The organism is Nonomuraea sp. NPDC049129, assembly GCF_040648495.1.
Lineage (GTDB): Bacteria > Actinomycetota > Actinomycetes > Streptosporangiales > Streptosporangiaceae > Nonomuraea.
The window spans coordinates 396,055-413,944 of the sequence record NZ_JBEZDU010000007.1 but is presented as its reverse complement, the minus strand read 5'-3'; the positions used below and the strand labels follow the sequence as shown (position 1 = coordinate 413,944).

Sequence of the window (17,890 nt, the reverse complement as noted above, 5' to 3'; positions counted from 1 at the left end):
CAGCGCCGGGTGGCCGGCTCAGTCGTCGTAGCCCCAGCCCCACTCGCGGTAGGACTGCTGGGTCTGGACGTTCAGCTGATCGGCGTGCACCCGTGCGGCGCCGTCGGTCAGCCGGTCATTGATCTTGATGACGTCCAGGCCCTCGTGGAAGTCGGCGGCGTAGATGTAGCCGTTGTAGTAGTACGCCGACCACACGCCACCGCCGCTGTTGTCGGCGCGGGGGCCGCGCTCGAAGTAGCCGATCTCCTTCGGCGCGGCCGAGTTGGTGAAATCCCAGATCGAGACCCCGCCCATGTACCACGCCTGGACCATGATGTCCTTGCCCTTGACCGGGATCAACGAGCCGTTGTGCGCCACGCAGTTCTCGCTGTCGGCCTGGTAGCGCGGGATCTTGAAGTAGCTCTTGAAGACGAGCCGGCCGTGCGAGATGTCATAGATCGCGTCGGCGCCGCGGTTCGGCCCGGTGGCCTCGTTGCAGGTGGCCGCGCCGCCGCCGCCGAGCTCGTCGGTGAAGACGACCTTCTTGGCGTCGTTGCTGAACGTCGCCGAGTGCCAGAAAGCGAAGTTCGGGTCGGTGGTCCTGGCCGTGACCTTCGGGTTCAGCCGGTCGGAGATGTCGAACAGCACGCCGTCGCCCATGCAGGCGCCCGCCGCGATGTCCTTCTCCGCGTACACGGTGATGTCGTGGCAGCCGCTGGTCGGGATGAGCAGCCCCGGCTGGGTCTCGTTGCCGCCGTCGGGGAAGACGACCGGGGTGGCCGCGACGGCCGCCGCGGTCGGGTTCTTCAGCGGCACCTTGACGATCGAGATCTTGTCGTGCGGCGGCAGGCAGTCGGGGAAGGTCGCGTTCGGGTTGTACGACTGCACGTAGATGTAGACGTTCTTCTTCTTGTCCCAGCCCTTGCCCGGCACCAGCGTCAGCGTGTGCGAGCCGCAGTTCGTCTCGACGGACTTGATGTACTTGGGCGCGGTCTTGTCGCTGATGTCGAAGATCCGGATGCCCTCCCAGGCCTCCTTGTGATCCGCCGACAGAGCCGTGCTGTTGCAGGAGTCGTCGCTGCGCGAGGAGTCGACGGCGGTGAAGAGCAGATTGCCGTAGACGGTGACATCCATCTGGCTTCCAGGACACACGACCGAACTGACCGGCGTGGCCTTCTTCGGGTTCCGGATGTCGTAGATGGAGAAGCCGCCGTAGTTGCCCACGTAGGCGTAGTCACCCTGGAAGGCGATGTCGGTGTTGATGGTGGCGGCGATCGGCGCCGGCTTGGGGATGTTCAGCACGTGGGTCACGTTCGGGCTGGTCACCACGGTGTCGGCCGGCGGGATGTCGGCGGCCAACGCGGGCAGCGCCGTCAGTCCTAACGCGACGGCGGCTCCGGCCGCGACCAGGGTCCTGCGAAGGGTCAGCACCCTCGGGCTCCTTCCGGGTCATAAGGCACACATAAATGACAAGATTCTGACCCGGACTGTCAGCTCTCGCCTAGCAAGCACTGTGTCAATAAATTTGCTGACTTGCCCTATTTCCTTGGAGTCGGAGAGGCGTCTATAGTGCGACGTCGCGACTCCCCGCGGTCAAGGAGGTCAGGTGCGCTACGCACTAACCGTCGGCACCTGCGCCATCCTGCTCGTCACCGGCTGTTCGGGGGGCACCTCCGCGGCCCCGCCCGCCCCGACCGCCGACGCCACGGCGCCCGTCATCGCTCCCGGACGACCCGGCGAGGAGGCCAGGACGCTGAGCCCGAGCGAGGCCGCCACCGCCGTACCGCCCCAGAAGGCCAACGCGGCCGACGTCCGCTACATGCAGAACATGATCATCCACCACCGCCAGGCCCTCGACATGGCCCTGCTGGCCGCCTCGCGGTCGGCGAACGACGGGGTGAAGCGCCTGGCGTCGCGGATCAACCAGGTGCAGGGCCCGGAGATCGCCATGATGACGGACTGGCTGAAGGCCCAGGGCCAGCAGGTGCCCGACCACCACGCCGCCCACGAGGGCATGCCGGGCATGGCCACGCCGGAGCAGATGGAGAGCCTCAAGGCGGCCAAGGGCCCGGCGTTCGACCAGCTGTTCGTCCAGCTGATGACCGCTCACCACCAGGGCGCGATCACCATGTCGACCGAGGTCATCACCCAAGGCTCGCACCTGCGCGTCCAGGAGATCGCCGAGGACATCTCGGTGAGCCAGGCGGCGGAAATCCGGCGGATGGGCCAACTGCTCTAGCAGCCGGACCCACCAGGAGGGCGCTCTAGAAGCCGCCCCCAGGAATGTGCCCTGGAAACCAGGAATATTGGCCTAGGAACCGACCCGCCAGGAATGCAGATATTCCTCCTGCTCGCCGGTGAGCGTGTCGATCCCGATCCCGGCGGCGGCCAGCTTGAGCCTGGCCACCTCGTGGTCGATCTCCTCGGGTACGTCGTAGACGCCCGGCATCAGCCGCGCCCGCTCCTCGGCCAGCCAGGCGACGGCCAGCGCCTGCGCCGAGAACGACATGTCCATCACGGCCGCCGGATGCCCCTCGGCCGCGGTCAGATTGACCAGCCGCCCTTCGGCCAGCAACAGCAGCCGCCGCCCGTCCGCCAGCACGTACTCGTCGGTGTTGGGCCGGACCCCGCGGTGGACCTCCTCGGCCAGCTCGTCCAGGGCCCGCACGTCGATCTCGATGTCGAAATGCCCGGCGTTGGCGAGAATGGCGCCATCCTTCATGAGGGCCAGATGCTCGCCCCGGATGACGTCCCGGTTCCCGGTGACGGTGATGAACAGATCCCCGGCCACGGCGGCCTCCGCCATGGGCCGCACCTCGTATCCCTGGAGGGTGGCGTCCAGCGCCTTGACGGCGTCGATCTCGGTGACGAGCACCCGCGCCCCCAGCCCCTTGGCCCGCTCGGCGACCCCCCGGCCGCAGTAGCCGAACCCGGCCACCACGACGGTCCGCCCGGCCAGCATCATGTTGGTGGCCCGCATGATCCCGTCGAGCGTGGACTGCCCGGTCCCGTAGCGGTTGTCGAACATCCGCTTGGTCCGGGTGTCGTTCACGGCCACGACCGGAAACCGCAAGGCGCTCTCGGCGGCCATCTGCCGCAACCGGATGATCCCGGTAGTGGTCTCCTCGCAACCTCCGGAGACCCCGTCCAGGAGATCGGTCCGCTCGGTATGCAGGATGTTGACCAGATCACACCCGTCATCCAGCACCAGATCAGGCCCCAGATCGAGCGCCTGATGAATATGCCGGTAGTAGGTGGCCCGATCCACCCCTGCCCGGGCGTGAACGGCTATCCCATAGCCGCGCAACGCCTGGGCGACGTCATCCTGCGTGGACAGGGGGTTGGAGGCGGCAAGAGCGATCTCAGCGCCTCCGGCCTTCAACGCCCCCATGAGCACCGCGGTCTCAGCGGTGACATGCAGGCAAGCGGCGATCTTCAACCCGTCGAGCGGCCGGGACACAGCGAACCGCGCCCCCACAGCGGTCAACACAGGCATGGACCGAGCGGCCCAACTGATATGCCGCTCTCCACTCTCCGTAAGATCCACCGCTCCACCCCACACTTCCCCGAAGAAGACGGTCAAGAAGACGCACGTAACGGCGCCCCGCCCCGCATCACCGGAGGAGCGTTCCCCTGGACAGACGCCAACCCCGTGCGGGGTTGGCGCTCACCGTGCTCTGCCGTAAAAAATAGAAATCAGTACCGGTAGTGGTCGGACTTGAACGGGCCCTCGACGGGGACGCCGATGTACTCGGCCTGGACCTTGGTCAGCTCGGTGAGCTTCACGCCCAGGGCGTCCAGGTGCAGGCGGGCGACCTTCTCGTCCAGGTGCTTGGGCAGCACGTAGACGCCGATCGGGTATTCGTCCGTCTTCGTGAACAGCTCGATCTGCGCGATCACCTGGTTGGTGAACGAGTTGGACATGACGAAGCTCGGGTGCCCGGTGGCGCAGCCCAGGTTCATCAGCCGGCCCTCGGCCAGGACGATGATCGAGTGGCCGTCGGCGAACACCCACTCGTCGACCTGCGGCTTGATGTTGCGCTTCTCGACGCCGGGCAGCTTGGCCAGGCCGGCCATGTCGATCTCGTTGTCGAAGTGACCGATGTTGGAGACGATCGCCTGGTGCTTCATCTTCGCCATGTGCGCGGCGGTGATGATGTCGAAGTTGCCCGTCGCGGTGACGAAGATGTCGGCCAGGCCGACGACCTCGTCCAGCGTGGTGACCTGGAAGCCGTCCATGGCCGCCTGGAGCGCGCAGATCGGGTCGATCTCGGTCACGATGACGCGGGCGCCCTGGCCGCGCAGCGCGTCGGCACAGCCCTTGCCCACGTCGCCGTAGCCGCAGACCACGGCCACCTTGCCGCCGATCAGCACGTCGGTGGCGCGGTTGAGGCCGTCGATCACCGAGTGGCGGCAGCCGTACTTGTTGTCGAACTTGGACTTGGTCACCGAGTCGTTGACGTTGATCGCCGGGAACAGCAGCGAGCCGGTCTTGTGCATCTCGTAGAGGCGGTGCACGCCGGTCGTGGTCTCCTCGGTCACGCCCTTGATGCTCTCGGCGATCGCGGTCCACCGCTTGTCGTCGCCGACCGTGCGCTGGAGCAGGTCGATGATGACGTGCCACTCCTCCGGGTCGTCGTCCGTGGCGGACGGGACGGCCCCGGCCTTCTCATACTCGGCGCCCTTGTGGACGAGGAGCGTGGCGTCGCCGCCGTCGTCAAGGATCATGTTGGGGGTCTGGCCGCCCGGCCAGGTGAGCGCCTGCTCGGTGCACCACCAGTATTCCTCCAGCGTCTCGCCCTTCCAGGCGAAGACCGGTACGCCCTTGGGGTCCTCGACGGTGCCCGTGGGGCCGACGACGACCGCGGCGGCGGCGTGGTCCTGGGTGGAGAAGATGTTGCAGCTGACCCAGCGGACCTCGGCGCCGAGCGCGACCAGCGTCTCGATGAGGACGGCGGTCTGGATCGTCATGTGCAGGGAGCCCATGATCCGCGCGCCGGACAGGGGTCGCGCACTTGCGTACTCACGGCGGATGGCCATGAGGCCGGGCATCTCATGCTCGGCGAGCCGGATCTCCTTGCGGCCGAAGTCGGCAAGTGAAAGGTCGGCGACCTTGAAGTCCATCGGGTTTTCCCCTCGCATCACGGAGTTGTCGCGATGAGTTTAGGTGCCGTCCGAGCAAGGTCGCATCTCTACCACCCGAAAACTGACGTAAGAATGTAAGGATGCGCATCACTGAAGCGGCCAGGCGGCTCGGCATGTCCCCGCGAATGCTCCGATACCGGGAAGCTCTGGGCCTTCTGCCGCCGGTCCGGGAGCAGGGTGCGCATCGGCGGTTCGGCACGGACGAGCTCGCGGCCGTGGCTCAGGGGATCGAGCTGGAGAAGCGGTTCGACATCTCGCCCGCCGAATTGGCGTTCGCGTTGCGCGTGCTGAGCGAGCCCGCCGTGGCGGGCGCCGTACGCGATCTCGGGGTGCGAATCGGGCGCATCCAGGCGCCGCGCCGCGCCCTGGACTTCGAGCAGGAGAAGGCGTTGCGCCTCCTGCGAACCTCCGCTCCCGGCCACGCGTCCAAACGGTCATGATGGAACTGCTGATGGCCACCGTGCTCTCCCTCTCCCCGGCGCAGCTGACCGGCGAGGTCAAGGTCTACTTCGCCAAGGGAGACGGCATTCCCGGCAAGGTGGTCGCGGTGACCAGGAAGGCGCCCGATCGCGGCGTCGCCGAGTTCGCGATCGAGCAACTGATCGCGGGCCCGACCAAGGCGGAGCGCGGGAGGGGCCTGCACTCCGAACTGACCGGACGGCTGCGCGGGCCGTCCGACTGCGGCGCCGACTTCAAGCTGAAGATCAAGGACGGCAAGGCCACGCTGCGCTTCTGCCGGACGGTGTGGGGCAGCGGGGTGGGCGGCGACGCGCGTGCCCTGCACACGATCGCCGCCACGTTGAAGCAGTTCAAGTCGGTCAAGAAAGTGATCACGCTGGACAAGGACGGCCGCTGCCTGTTCGACCAGTCGGACGCGGGCACGTCCTGCATAACCGGCCACGAGTAAGGGCCGCTAAGCGGCGGAGGCAGGGGCGTGGAGCTGCTGGGCGAGCCACGGCAGGGCCTGCGGCAGCTCCCTGTTCCAGGTGTTGAAGTTGTGCCCGCCGCTGGGCAGGATCAGCGACGACGCCTGCATCGGCGGCTTCACCGCGGCCAGGAACTGCTGCGTCGACCGGTAGTCGCTTTCGCCCTTCTTGCTGCTGGTGACCAGCACGGTGACCGGCGGCGCGGGCAGGCTGGACAGCCGCCACATGAGGTCATTGCGCTGTTCGACCGCCTTGTCCCCGCCGAACAGGTCACCGGTGGTGCCGTCGATGATCGTCTTGTAGTAGCCCGAGAGCGACACGGCCGCCGAGAACGCGTCCGGATGGGTCATGGTGAGCTTCAGCGCACAGTAGCCGCCGGTCGAGCCACCCAGCACGCCCCAGTAGTCCCGGCCGCTCCCCACCCGGTACGAGGCGATCATGTCCCGCCGCACATCAGTGGCGAAGTACGTCTGCACCTGCGGCCCGTTCGGCACGTCGACGCACTCGGTGTCGCGCGGCAGCACCACACTCGGCCGCATCATCACCAGGATCGTCGGCTTGACCTGGTGCTTGGCGATCGCGCTCGCCATCCGCCCAGGCAGGTCGAGCCGGGTCATGAGGTTGCGCGGGTCGCCCGGGTAGCCGGTCAGCGACAGGATCGCGGGAAAGCGCGCCTGCTTGTCGGTGAAATAGGCCGAGGGCAGGAAGATGTACGCCTCCTCGCTGAGGTGCGTGGTCGGCCCCGGCATCATCACCTGCTCGATCCGCCCGCCCCGTACGGCCCGCTGGGACAGCACCTTGATGCCCGCGCCGACGCCCGCGACCGTGATGGGCGCCGATCCCGTGTCGGTGCCGAGCACGTCGTCCCACGAGCCGTAGAAGCCGAAGTAGGAGTTCCCGATCAGGGCGAGCGCCACCAGCGTTAACAGCTGGTCTCCCGCGAGCACACCCACCCTGCCCAGTACGGCCGGCCAGCCGCGGCCGCTCAGCCGGGGCCACAGCCACACGGTCGCGACCAGCGCCCCTACCGCGAGCACCAGCACGAGAAATTGAAGTTTCACCGAGGTCAGTCCCATATCGCCCTCCACGATAGGCATACTCCGCGCGGCGTAAGCATCGGGTTAAGCCCTTGCGGCAAATCTGTCGGCACGGACCCCGGTTCGGCTCTTCGACCTGATCGCCGGTTGGCCCGGTCTCGGACCGGAATCACCTGATCACCAGCGGCGAGCTAACACGGCCGTTATAGAGCCTCGAATCTAATATGGAGCTGTGAAGAGGCTCGCGCGCCCATGGGTGCCGACTGTCACCGGCTACGCCTCACTGATGATCGGTCTGCTCGACATCATCAGGGCCGTGGCCCCGGGATTCGGTCGCACGAGGATGGGCCAGTGGTCCGATCTGCTGCCCGGCATCGTCACCACGCTCGCGCGGGCGACGGCCCTGATCGTCGGCATCCTGCTGGTGATGCTGGCGCACGGGCTGCGCCGCAGGAAGGCGCGGGCCTGGCGGGCGATGGTGGTGCTGCTGCCGGTGAGCGCGGCCGTAGAGCTCGTCCACCTGCGTCACCTGGTCACGGCCGTGCTCAGCCTGGTCGTCTGCCTGGTGCTGCTGCTGAACAGGCATGAGTTCGTCGCGCTGTCCGACCCCCGCACCCGCTGGCGGGCGCTGTGGAACTTCCTCGGACTCGGCGCCCTCGACCTCGGCCTCGGCTACCTGCTGGTCAGCGCCCACCCGAGGGTCATCGTCGGCGACCCGAGCGTGCTGGACCGGTTCCAGCATGTCGTGTACGGCCTGGTGGGCGTCGAGGGCCCGGTCACCTACACCGACGACCGCGTCTCTGACCTGGTCTACCTCTCGCTGATCGCGCTCGGCACGCTGACCGCGGTCACCTCCCTCTACCTGCTGCTGCGCCCCGAACGCCCGATCTCCGAGCTCACCGAGGACGACGAGCGGCGGCTGCGCGACCTGCTCGGCAGACACGGGCAGCGCGACTCGCTCGGCTACTTCGCGCTCCGCCGCGACAAGAGCGTGCTCTTCTCCCCCTCGGGCAAGGCCGCGATCGCCTACCGGGTCGTCTCGGGCGTCATGCTGGCCAGCGGCGATCCGATCGGCGACCGCGAGGCGTGGCCGGCGGCGATCGACGGGTTCATGGCCAAGGCCAGACGGCACGCCTGGGTGCCCGCGGTGATCGGCTGCGGCGAGGTCGGCGGCGAGGTGTGGACCCGCAGGACCGGAATGTCGGCGCTGGAGCTCGGCGACGAGGCGGTGGTCGAGGTCGCCGACTTCACGCTGGAGGGCCGGGCCATGCGCAACGTCCGCCAGATGGCCAACAGGGTCGAGCGCGGGGGCTACACCTGCCGCGTACGACGGGTCGCCGACCTGACCGGGGACGAGAAGGAACGGATCAAGCAGGCCGCCGTCTCCTGGCGCGGCACCGACACCGAACGCGGCTTCTCCATGGCGCTCGGCCGCTTCGGCGACCCCGCCGACGCCGACTGCGTGGTGGCCACCGCGCACAAGGACGGCGAGATCAGCGCCGTGCTGCACTTCGTGCCGTGGGGGCCGCACGGCATCTCCCTCGACCTGATGCGCAGGGACCGCGACGCCGATCCCGGACTGAACGAGCTGCTGATCGTCAAGACCCTCCAGGCCGCACCCGAGATGGCGATCAAGCAGGTGTCGCTGAACTTCGCGATGTTCCGGGCGGTGCTGGCCAGGGGCGAGCGGCTCGGCGCCGGGCCGGTGCTGCGGGCGTGGCGCGGGTTGCTGGTGTTCCTGTCGCACTGGTTCCAGATCGAGTCGCTGTACCGGTTCAACGCCAAGTTCCGGCCGATCTGGGAGCCGCGGTTCGTGGTCTACCCCAATGCCCGGGATCTGCCGCGGATCGGGGTGTCGGCGTTGCAGGCCGAGGCGTTCATCACGCTGGGCCTGCCCAGCCGCGGCTGGCGCCGCGCCACCCGCCTCATCAGACGCAACACGGCCCCACTCACCTCGTAGCCGCGCACACCCGGGGAGGAGCGCGTCAGGCGGTCGGTGTGTGCGAGCGGTCGAGGTCCGGCTCCAGGTAGATGACCCGGGCGATCGGTACGGCCTCACGGATCCGCCGCTCGGCCTCGTCGATGCCCCTGGCGACCTCGGAGGCCGAGTCGTCGTGCGAAACCGCGATCTTGGCCGCCACCAGCAGCTCCTCCGGCCCGAGGTGCATCGTGCGCATGTGGATCACCCGGTCGACCGCCGGCGTGCTCTCCAGCGCGGTCCGGATCTGGGCCTCCATCTCCGCCGAGGCCCCCTCACCGACCAGCAGCGACTTGGTCTCGATGGCCAGCACGACCGCGATCACGGCCAGCAGCAGGCCGATCATCAGCGTGCCGACCCCGTCCCACACGCCGTCGCCCGTGATGACCGCCATCGCCACGCCGAACAGCGCGAAGATCAGGCCGAGCAGCGCGCCAAGGTCCTCCAGCAGGATGACCGGCAGCTCGGGCGACTTGGACCGGCGGATGAACGTCACCCACGACTGACTGCCGCGCAGCGGGTTGGACTCCCTGATCGCCGTACGGAAGGAGAAACCCTCCGCGATGATCGCGAAGATCAGCACCGCGAACGCCCAGATCGGCGACTCCACATCGTGCGGATGCAGGATCTTGGTGACGCCCTCATAGAGCGAGAACGCCGCACCGATCGTGAACAGCACCACGGCCACCACGAACGCGTAGAAATAGCGCTCGCGCCCATATCCGAAGGGATGCGCCTTGTCCCGCTCCCGCTGCGCCCGCTTGCCGCCGAGCAGCAACAGCAGCTGGTTGCCCGAGTCGGCGACGGAGTGGATGCCTTCGGCGAGCATCGAGGACGACCCGGTGAAGAACGCGGCCACGAACTTCGATACGGCGATCGCCAGGTTGGCGGTCAACGCCGCAATGATCGCTTTGCTACCGCCACTCGCGCTCACCGAAAAACTCCACTCATCATGATCATGTCGTTATAGGCCCGAAAAGGGATCCTATTGCGAAATTCTGGCCTTGAGCTCCGTGATCGCCGGCACAGGGGTCGGATCGACGCCATATCCGAGAGCCAGATAGGTGGCCGCGTAGTCGCCCAGGCCGATCAGCGAGGCGATCCGCTCCAGCGGATGCGTGCCTTCGGCGGACAGCTCGGTGACGGGCACGTCGCGGTCGTTCGCCAGTCGTACGGTCGCCTCGCGGCGCCGCGACACCCGTGGGTCCTCCTCGACGTCGCGCAGCATCACCAGCCTGAGCGTGCGGCTGGCGGCGTCGGCGAAGATGTCGCGCTCGGCCATCGGCCCGTCGAAGGCGGCCACCTGGTTGTGGCCGGTCTCGGGCAGCTCGCCGTAGATCGCCGGGTATTTGGCGTTGGTGTTGAGCTGGCAGGCCAGCCGGTAGCCGGCGACCGCGGCGACGGAGGACGAGCCCCAGATCATCGGCACGCTCTCGGCCAGCTCCATGGCCAGCGCCTTGCCCGGGTTGACGAACGACTCGCTGGACGGGCGGCACCGGTGCGCCATGTCCTCCATCGTCCCGGCCACCCGCTCGTAGAGCTCCTCGTCGGCCTTGACCAGGCCGAGCGAGGCGGCGGACACGATCAGCGGGATCGTCAGCAGCCAGAGGTTGGCGCGGGCCTGCCCGGTCGCGGGCACCGCCACGTAGACGGCGGAGGCCTGTCTGGCGATCGCCTCCAGGGGTGAGTCCGCGCTGCCGACCGCGAGCAGGGAGCAACCGCGCCGCACGGCCTCCATGGCCGCCGACAGCGTCTCCTCGGTGCGGCCCGAGCACGACACCGCGATGACCAGATCGGTGGCGCCCACCCAGCCGGGCAGCTGGTGGGAGCGCAGGGTCATGATGGGCATCGGGGCGCCGTTGCCGCAGACCGCGGCCAGGACGTCGCCCGCGATCGCGGAGCCGCCCATGCCCAGGACCACGATCGCGCGCGGGCGTACTCGGGAGATCAGCCGGTCGACGCCCGCCTCGACCGCGGCGCGGTAGGCGATGCGGACCTGGGCGGCCGAGGCCGCCACCGCCACCAGCATGCCGCCCGGATCGGCCTCAGTGAGATGGTGCTGGTCATCGAGCCGCTCGGGCTCCCAGGTCACGGCTTCCTGGCCTCGTCGACGAGCAGGACGGGAATGTCATCCCTGACCGGGTAGATCAGGCCACATCCCGTGCAGACCAGCTCCTCGGTCTCGCTCTCCGCGCGCAGCGGTGACTTGCACGCCGGGCAGGCCAGAATCTCCAGCAGCCAGTCGTCGATCTTCACACTGACACCCCTCTAACCATGGCGAGGACCTCGTCCCGTATCGCCGTCATCTTGCTCTCGTCAGCCGCCTCGGCGTTGAGCCGCAGCAGCGGCTCGGTGTTGGAGGCGCGCAGGTTGAACCACCAGTCGGCGCCGGTCACGGTGAGCCCGTCGAGCTCGTCGACAGCCCCCCTGGAGCCGAACGCCTCTCGTACGGACTGGAGGGCCGCGTCCTGGTCGGCGACCGTGCTGTTGATCTCGCCCGAGGCGTGGTAGCGCGCATAGGCGCCGATCAGCTCCGACAGCGGGCGGTCCTGCTCGCCGAGCGCGGCCAGCACGTGCATCGCCGCGAGCATGCCGGAGTCGGCGAACCAGAAATCGCGGAAGTAGTAGTGGGCGGAGTGCTCGCCGCCGAAGACCGCGCCCGTGCGGGCCATCTCGGCCTTGATGAACGAATGCCCGACGCGGGTGCGCACCGGCTCGCCGCCGTGCTCGCGGACGATCTCCGGCACCCCCGCCGACGTGATCAGGTTGTGGATGATCGTCGCGCCCGGGTATTTGCCCAGCTCGCGTACGGCTACCAGCGCCGTGACGGCGGACGGCGAGACCGACTCGCCGCGCTCGTCGATCACCCAGCACCGGTCGGCGTCGCCGTCGAAGGCCAGCCCGAGGTCGGCGCCCGTCTCGCGGACGGCTCGCTGCAGATCGCGCAGGTTGGCCGGCTCCAGCGGGTTGGCCTCGTGGTTGGGGAAGGAGCCGTCGAGCTCGAAGTAGAGCGGGATCAGCTCGATCGGCAGGCCCTCGAAGACGGCCGGAACGGTGTGACCGCCCATGCCGTTGCCCGCGTCGGCGACGACCTTCAGCGGCCGGATGCTCGACAGGTCGACCAGCTTGCGCAGGTGGTCGGCGTAGCCCTGGAGCAGGTCCTTCTCGATCAGCGAACCGGTCGGCTCGGCGGCTCTGCCAAGCAGCTCGGCCGCGCGGTCGCGGATCTCGGTGAGGCCGCTGTCGCCGCCGATCGGCACCGCGCCCGCGCGGCACATCTTCATGCCGTTGTATCGGGCCGGGTTGTGGCTGGCGGTGAACATCACACCGGGCAGCCCCAGGCTGCCGCTGGCGTAGTAGAGCAGATCGGTGGAGCCCAACCCGGCGTGCACCACGTCGGCGCCGCGCGAGCGCGCCCCGCGCACGAATGCCGCGGACAGCGGCCCGGATGACTCCCGCATGTCATGCGCGACCACGACCGATCGCGCCCCTGTCACCTCGACGAAGGCCGCCCCCACGGCCTCGGCGGTCGGCTCGTCCAGCTCGTCAGGCACCACGCCGCGAACGTCGTACGCCTTGAAGATCTTGGCGAGGTCGCCCACTCTCCAGCTCCGCCCCTAGGTCGTCACGTGTACGACCGAGCCTACCGGTCGCGATGTTGCTGGGCGGACCGAAGAACGCGCAGGTGCCCCCTCCGCCCGACCTCGACCCCTTGGCCGACCGGCTCGCCGCCACCTGACGGCGCGGGCCTGGCGGCCTCCCTGACGGCGTTGGCCAGCGCCTCGAGGTCGTCGGAGCTGGGCGATGTGCCGTCCGTGGGCAGCCGCACCACTTCCCAGCCGCGGGGAGCGGTCAGTCGCTCGGCGTGTTCGGCGCACAGGTCGTAACAGTGTGGCTCGGCGTACGTCGCCAGAGGGCCGAGAACAGCGGTCGAGTCGGCGTATACGTACGTGAGCGTGAAGACTGCAGGCTGACTGCAGGCGGTGCGGGAACAGCGGCGGACGGGGCTCACGGAGGGACCGTATCTGGTAAGAGTGCGAGGCGCCACTATCTGGGCGCTCTTAACGAGCGTGTCGCCACAATTCGGACACCTGTCGCAGCCTTTCTCCCCAACTGCCCCGAAGCCGCCTCCCCGTACACTTGCCGTGTGAACCAACGGCGTGGCCCCAGACGGCGTGACCGGCACGGTCGCGGCATGCGCGGCCCCCTCGCGCCCTCCCATGTGCCGATCGCCAGATCACGCAGCGAGCGGTTCGACGATCTCGTGCTCGACGCCGTCGACCGGCTCCGGCCGCAGTGGGGCAAGCAGCTGGCGGCGGTGGAGTTCGCGGTCGAGGAGGTGCCGCCGCTGAGCGAGCTCGGCGACGGGCCCCGGCTCGGCTCCGAACCGATCCCGTTCGGCCGCGCCGACGTCGCGCGCGGCCAGGATCCGGCCGCCGTCGTCATCTACCGGCGGCCGCTGGAGGCCCGCGCCCGTGACCGCGACACGCTGGGGGCGCTGGTGCACGACACCGTGGTCGAGCAGGTGGCCACCCTCCTCGGCCTGTCACCCGAGACCGTCGACCCGGGCTACGACGACCGCCGCTGACCGCCTGGACCAGCGCGGCGGTCGAAGGTTTGGCAACCCTTGCCTAGTTGCAGAGAGTAGCCATACGATTACCGTGCGTGTTCATTCGTTCCATGCGAAGGAGAGCATCTGTGGGCAGGCACGAGAAGCCCGACAGCCCGAAGGCCGAGGCCCTCGATCCGAAATCCGCCGCGAGCCGAGAAGCCAGCTCCAACAAGGACCAGAACAAGACCTCCAACGGCGCACACAGCGCCGACTCGAAGGACGGAAAGAAGTAGTGAACGACACGGCGCAGGGGGTTGAACGCCTGATCGAGCACCTCGACGAGTTCGACGACATCGGGCCACGCGTCAAAGGGGCGATCCGCGCGGTGCCCCGCCATCTGTTCATCCCTTCGGTCGCGCTCCCCGTGCCGACCACCCCCGACAGCGCGTACATCATCGACCGCGACGCCGACCCGGACGCCTGGTGGGACGCGGTCTACTCGCCCCACTCCATCGTCACCCAGCTCGACGACGGGGCCACCGACATCAGGGACAAGGTGGGCGGCTACTCCTCTTCGGCCTCGGCGCCGAGCACCGTCGCGGACCTGCTCCAGATCCTGGACACCGTGCCAGGCCGCCGGGTGCTGGAGATCGGCACGGGCACCGGCTGGACCGCCGCCCTGCTGTCCCATCTCGTCGGCGCGGAGAACGTGACCTCGATCGAGGTCGACCCCATGGTGGCGGACCAGGCCGCCAAGAACCTGAGCGCGGCCGGCGTGCACCCGCATCTGATCGTCGGCGACGGCGCGGCCGGCTGCCCGGAGCGGGCGCCGTTCGATCGGGTTCACGTCACCTGCGGCATCCGCACCGTGCCGTACACGTGGGTGGAGCAGTGCCGTCCTGGCGGGGAGATCGTGCTGCCCTACTGTCCCGGGTTCGGCGACAACCACGCCCTGCGGCTCGTCGTCGCCCCGGACGGCACCGCGTACGGCCGCTTCCTCGGCTTCGCCTCGTACATGATGATGCGCTCCCAGCGTCCCGTCGCGGACCGCCCGGCCCGTGGCCCAGAGGACAAACACCGCTTCACCACGCGCGTGGACCCCCGCACGATCGCCTACGCTCCGTCCGGAGCAGACCTCGCCATCTCGTCGCTGACGGGCCTGACCTCGAGCGGCAGTGCGGAACCGGACGAAGACGGAGAGCTGTACCGGATGTGGGTGTCCGACCCCGACGAGGCGTACTCCTGGGCGACCGTGGCGTGGCGACCCAACACAGAGGAGTACGAGGTCTACCAGGTAGGCCGGCGGCCTCTGTGGGAGGAGGTCACCGATGCCTACTTCCGCTGGGTGAGCTGGGGCAAGCCCGGCCGCGACCGGTTCGGCATGACCGTCACTCCCCACGGCCAGCAGATCTGGCTGGACGCCACGCCCATCGGGGAAGCACGGATGACGTGGCCGTCGGCTTCGGGAGCGGGGTCCAGGTTCGGGCGGGTGCCAGCGGCTGTTCGGTGATCGGCGACCCGCCCACCACGCATGCGAAAAGGGGTCCCACGGCAGCCCGTGCGACCCCTTCTCATATATCCCATATATCGCTAACCCTTATATCCCTAAACGGCCTCTCGCTTGATCCTTCTGCGCTCCCGCTCGGACAGCCCACCCCAGATGCCGAACCGCTCATCGTGTTCGAGTGCGTACTCAAGGCACTCCGCACGTACTTCGCATGATCGGCAGACCTTCTTGGCCTCTCGGGTGGAGCCGCCCTTCTCCGGGAAGAACGCCTCCGGATCCGTCTGAGCGCACAGCGCACGCTCCTGCCAGCCGAGTTCTTCAGCGTCAAGCTCATCCTGTGCGATGACCAGATCGGTCACTGCACACCTCCCTGCCGCCCGCCCGCAATGGAGCCCCCCATGGAACGCCTTCCTTACTACCCACCCACAGGAAGGCGTAACAACATGGTTGTAATTACACGCGTGTGCCGTACGTGGAGTCAAGCGGCATGCCGGTATCCGGGGAAAGACCAGATCTCGCCCCGGTGTGCATGGCATGTGATGTTCGCACCCCGGCCTCGTCCCTGTTTCCATGGCGTTGGCCTGGGGTGTTGCAACGTCTGGCAGTGGTCCGAACCGTACCAGGGCGGGAGAGACTTCCGCCCGTGGCCCACCTTCTCTCTAGCCGTGCTTTAACGGTCTCTTACCTGCGTGGCTCGTTGGGGCTGTATATGGCCGTGGGGTCGATCGGGTCGTCTCCCTGCCGGGGCGCGTCGCCACCCAGCGCGTCACCACGGAACATCGACTGGTCGAGCCGGACAGTGGACTCCGCCGGGTGGTCGCCCCATCCGGCCGCCTGGGGCTGCGACTGGTGGTGCGGCTGGTAGGGCTGCGGCTCGTACTGAGCCGGCTGAGGCTCGTAAGGGACCTGATGGGCGGGCGCCTGGTGGGCCGGAGGCTGCGTCGGGTAGCCCGGCTGCTGTTGCTGCGGGTGCCCGAAGGGGTCGTCGTACGGCCTGGCCTGCTGCTGGCTCGCGTAGTCGGGAACGCGCAGGTCGGAGGGGGCGCCGGCCGCCGAGTGCTGGTAGGTCTCGGCCTGCTGGTAGGCGTCCAGGAGCTGCTGGGAACGCGGGTCCACCGGCGGGTCGGGCTCCTGGTAGGCGGCCGGGGTGGCGTACTCGTGACCCGAGAAGCCGGTGAAGGGCTGGCCCTGCGGTTGGCTCTGGGGCTGGCTCTGCGGCTGGTCGAAGGCGTTGTGGCCGAAAGGCTGCTGGCCGAACAGGGGCTGCGGCGGGGCTTGGTTCTGCGCCGGGGGTTGGGCTGGGTCGGCGGGCGCCCACGGGTTCGGCTGGCTGTCGACCGTCTGGTAGGCGTTCGCCTGGCTGTCCATGGGGGCGTAGGCGTTGGGCTTGCTGTCCGCGGGGACGTACGAAGCCGCCTGGCTGTCCGGTGTGCTGAACGGGATCAGCTGGTTGTCCGGCGTGTTGTACGGGATCGCCTGGCTATCCGGGGTGTTGTAGGTGATCGCCTGGTTGGCCGGTGTGTTGAACGGCTGGGAGAAGGCGCTCGGCTGGCTGTCCGCGGGGACGTAGGGGGCGGGCTGGTACTCGGGCTTCGGCTGGTGGCCGCCGTCGGGCGTCGGGAAGCTCGGGTCCGTCTGGCCAAAGCCAGGCTGGGGCTGGGGCTGGGGGAAGCCCTGGTCTGGCTGGTCTCGGTCGGTCGTGGCGGGGAATGCGACGGTGACCGGCTGGGGGGTCGAGGCCGGCTCAGGAGTGTAGGGGGGCTGCTCGGGCTGGCCGCCGAAGCTGGGCGGCTGCTGGCCGTAAGCGGGCTGCTCGGGCGCGCCACCATAACTCGGCGGCTGCTGACCATAGGCGGGCTGCTCAGGCTGGCCGCCAGGGCCCGGAGGCTGCTGGCCGTAGCCCGGCTGCTCCGCCGGAGCTCCGAAGCCGTCCGGCTGGCCACCGAAGCTGGGCGGCTGCTGGGCATAACCGGCCTGACCGGCCTGCTCCGCCACAGCCGGACCGCCGTAACTGGGTGGCTGCTGTCCATAACCCGGCTGCTCACCGCCGTAGCTCGGCGGCTGCTGGCCATAAGCAGGTTGCTCAGGCTGGCCGCCAGGGCCCGCAGGCTGCTGGGCGTAGCCGGGCTGCTCGGGCTGGCCGCCATAGCTGGGGGGTTGCTGACCGTAAGACTGCTGATCGGGGAGTTGCTGACCGTACGGCTGCTGCTGGCTGGGGGGCTGCTGACCGTAAGGGGCGTTGGGGAACTGCTGGCCGTACCCCTGCTGGGGCTGGACGGCGGGGCGGTCGGGCAGGACCTGTGGGAGCAGGTAGACCAGCGCGATGGCCGTCAGCGCGAGCACCGGCACGCCCCTGATCACGAACTCCGCCGTCAGCCGCGCACCGCTGCCCGCGAAGAGCCCGAGGATCAGCGTGATCGCGCCGAACAGGGTGGCGATGCCGAGCATGGCCGCCGCGCCGAACGCGACCGGCTTGGCCTGGGACGACGGTGTGCCGACCTTGGTGAGCAGCACTACCGAGCCGAGGAGCAGCGCCGTGGTGACGGGGCTGGTGAAGTTCGCGAAGTTGCTGAAGGCACGGTCCGCGAAGGAGAGGTCGGCGACCACGGAGCCCGAAGAGCTGACCAGGACCTTGCCGATGGCCACGAGGATGTTCAGTCCGCCGCCGGCGAGCATGAGCCAGGCGGCCGGCTCCCTCAGCCGGGCGACGTCAAGTTTGCTCACAAGTACCCCCATCGGACCCTTTGGCCCGAAGGGAGTTTGCCA

At 68.7% G+C, this 17,890-nt stretch carries 18 protein-coding genes; 7 read left to right on the top strand and 11 right to left on the bottom strand.

Annotated elements, in window-relative coordinates:
* Nucleotides 1–18 precede the first annotated feature (18 nt).
* A complete protein-coding gene (locus AB0B64_RS24650) occupies nucleotides 19–1,410 on the bottom strand; it encodes a hypothetical protein (RefSeq protein WP_358179842.1) in 1,392 nt (463 codons plus the stop codon).
* 175 nt (nucleotides 1,411–1,585) lie between these two features.
* On the opposite strand from AB0B64_RS24650, the gene AB0B64_RS24645 reads away from it, so the two are divergent.
* On the top strand, nucleotides 1,586–2,218 hold the full coding sequence (locus AB0B64_RS24645) for a DUF305 domain-containing protein (RefSeq protein ID WP_357949059.1): 633 nt from the start codon (nucleotides 1,586–1,588) through the stop codon (nucleotides 2,216–2,218).
* A gap of 72 nt (nucleotides 2,219–2,290) precedes the next feature.
* On the opposite strand, the gene AB0B64_RS24640 is transcribed toward AB0B64_RS24645, so the two are convergent.
* Complete coding sequence (locus AB0B64_RS24640; protein ID WP_357949056.1) at nucleotides 2,291–3,526, bottom strand: adenosylhomocysteinase; 1,236 nt, start codon at nucleotides 3,524–3,526, stop codon at nucleotides 2,291–2,293.
* Nucleotides 3,527–3,675: 149 nt separating this feature from the next.
* Nucleotides 3,676–5,103: an adenosylhomocysteinase gene (ahcY, locus tag AB0B64_RS24635; RefSeq protein WP_357949053.1), complete on the bottom strand. Its 1,428-nt coding sequence runs from the start codon at nucleotides 5,101–5,103 to the stop codon at nucleotides 3,676–3,678.
* Nucleotides 5,104–5,204: 101 nt separating this feature from the next.
* Between ahcY and AB0B64_RS24630 the strand changes: the two genes are divergently transcribed.
* A complete protein-coding gene (locus AB0B64_RS24630) occupies nucleotides 5,205–5,564 on the top strand; it encodes a MerR family DNA-binding transcriptional regulator (RefSeq protein WP_357647890.1) in 360 nt (119 codons plus the stop codon).
* Nucleotides 5,561–6,031, top strand: a complete 471-nt coding sequence (locus tag AB0B64_RS24625) for a GerMN domain-containing protein (protein WP_358179839.1) — start codon at nucleotides 5,561–5,563, stop codon at nucleotides 6,029–6,031. Before AB0B64_RS24630 ends, AB0B64_RS24625 begins: the two co-directional genes overlap by 4 nt.
* A 6-nt stretch (nucleotides 6,032–6,037) precedes the next feature.
* Here AB0B64_RS24625 and AB0B64_RS24620 read toward each other — a convergent pair whose 3' ends face one another.
* Entirely contained in the window at nucleotides 6,038–7,126 is a 1,089-nt protein-coding gene (locus AB0B64_RS24620) for an alpha/beta hydrolase-fold protein (protein ID WP_358179837.1), read from the bottom strand.
* Nucleotides 7,127–7,319: 193 nt separating this feature from the next.
* On the opposite strand from AB0B64_RS24620, the gene AB0B64_RS24615 reads away from it, so the two are divergent.
* Nucleotides 7,320–9,047: a phosphatidylglycerol lysyltransferase domain-containing protein gene (locus AB0B64_RS24615; RefSeq protein ID WP_357949042.1), complete on the top strand. Its 1,728-nt coding sequence runs from the start codon at nucleotides 7,320–7,322 to the stop codon at nucleotides 9,045–9,047.
* 25 nt (nucleotides 9,048–9,072) lie between these two features.
* On the opposite strand, the gene AB0B64_RS24610 is transcribed toward AB0B64_RS24615, so the two are convergent.
* From AB0B64_RS24610 to AB0B64_RS24590, 5 genes are read right to left on the bottom strand one after another with little or no spacing between them, the layout of a single operon-like run.
* A complete protein-coding gene (locus tag AB0B64_RS24610; RefSeq protein WP_357949038.1) occupies nucleotides 9,073–9,999 on the bottom strand; it encodes a cation diffusion facilitator family transporter in 927 nt (308 codons plus the stop codon).
* Nucleotides 10,000–10,050: 51 nt separating this feature from the next.
* A complete protein-coding gene (locus tag AB0B64_RS24605; RefSeq protein WP_357949036.1) occupies nucleotides 10,051–11,157 on the bottom strand; it encodes an SIS domain-containing protein in 1,107 nt (368 codons plus the stop codon).
* On the bottom strand, nucleotides 11,154–11,321 hold the full coding sequence (locus AB0B64_RS24600) for a Trm112 family protein (protein WP_214633501.1): 168 nt from the start codon (nucleotides 11,319–11,321) through the stop codon (nucleotides 11,154–11,156). Before AB0B64_RS24600 ends, AB0B64_RS24605 begins: the two co-directional genes overlap by 4 nt.
* Nucleotides 11,318–12,667, bottom strand: a complete 1,350-nt coding sequence (locus AB0B64_RS24595) for a phosphomannomutase/phosphoglucomutase (protein ID WP_357949032.1) — start codon at nucleotides 12,665–12,667, stop codon at nucleotides 11,318–11,320. The genes AB0B64_RS24600 and AB0B64_RS24595 overlap by 4 nt, the downstream gene beginning before the upstream one ends.
* Nucleotides 12,668–12,708: 41 nt before the next feature.
* Nucleotides 12,709–13,077, bottom strand: coding sequence for a DUF3499 domain-containing protein (locus tag AB0B64_RS24590; RefSeq protein WP_214633499.1), 369 nt, complete (start codon nucleotides 13,075–13,077; stop codon nucleotides 12,709–12,711).
* Between the two features lie 183 nt (nucleotides 13,078–13,260).
* Here AB0B64_RS24590 and AB0B64_RS24585 point away from each other — a divergent pair, with 183 nt between their 5' ends.
* From AB0B64_RS24585 to AB0B64_RS24575, 3 genes are all read left to right on the top strand, one after another.
* Entirely contained in the window at nucleotides 13,261–13,653 is a 393-nt protein-coding gene (locus AB0B64_RS24585) for a metallopeptidase family protein (RefSeq protein WP_357647905.1), read from the top strand.
* A gap of 110 nt (nucleotides 13,654–13,763) precedes the next feature.
* On the top strand, nucleotides 13,764–13,910 hold the full coding sequence (locus tag AB0B64_RS24580) for a hypothetical protein (RefSeq protein WP_357949029.1): 147 nt from the start codon (nucleotides 13,764–13,766) through the stop codon (nucleotides 13,908–13,910).
* On the top strand, nucleotides 13,910–15,127 hold the full coding sequence (locus AB0B64_RS24575) for a methyltransferase domain-containing protein (protein WP_357949026.1): 1,218 nt from the start codon (nucleotides 13,910–13,912) through the stop codon (nucleotides 15,125–15,127). The genes AB0B64_RS24580 and AB0B64_RS24575 overlap by 1 nt, the downstream gene beginning before the upstream one ends.
* Before the next feature lie 95 nt (nucleotides 15,128–15,222).
* Here AB0B64_RS24575 and AB0B64_RS24570 read toward each other — a convergent pair whose 3' ends face one another.
* The gene (locus AB0B64_RS24570) at nucleotides 15,223–15,483 is read right to left on the bottom strand and encodes a WhiB family transcriptional regulator (protein WP_214633495.1); all 261 of its coding nucleotides are present in this window, start codon (nucleotides 15,481–15,483) and stop codon (nucleotides 15,223–15,225) included.
* 322 nt (nucleotides 15,484–15,805) lie between these two features.
* Nucleotides 15,806–17,848: a hypothetical protein gene (locus tag AB0B64_RS24565; protein ID WP_357949024.1), complete on the bottom strand. Its 2,043-nt coding sequence runs from the start codon at nucleotides 17,846–17,848 to the stop codon at nucleotides 15,806–15,808.
* Nucleotides 17,849–17,890 lie beyond the last annotated feature (42 nt).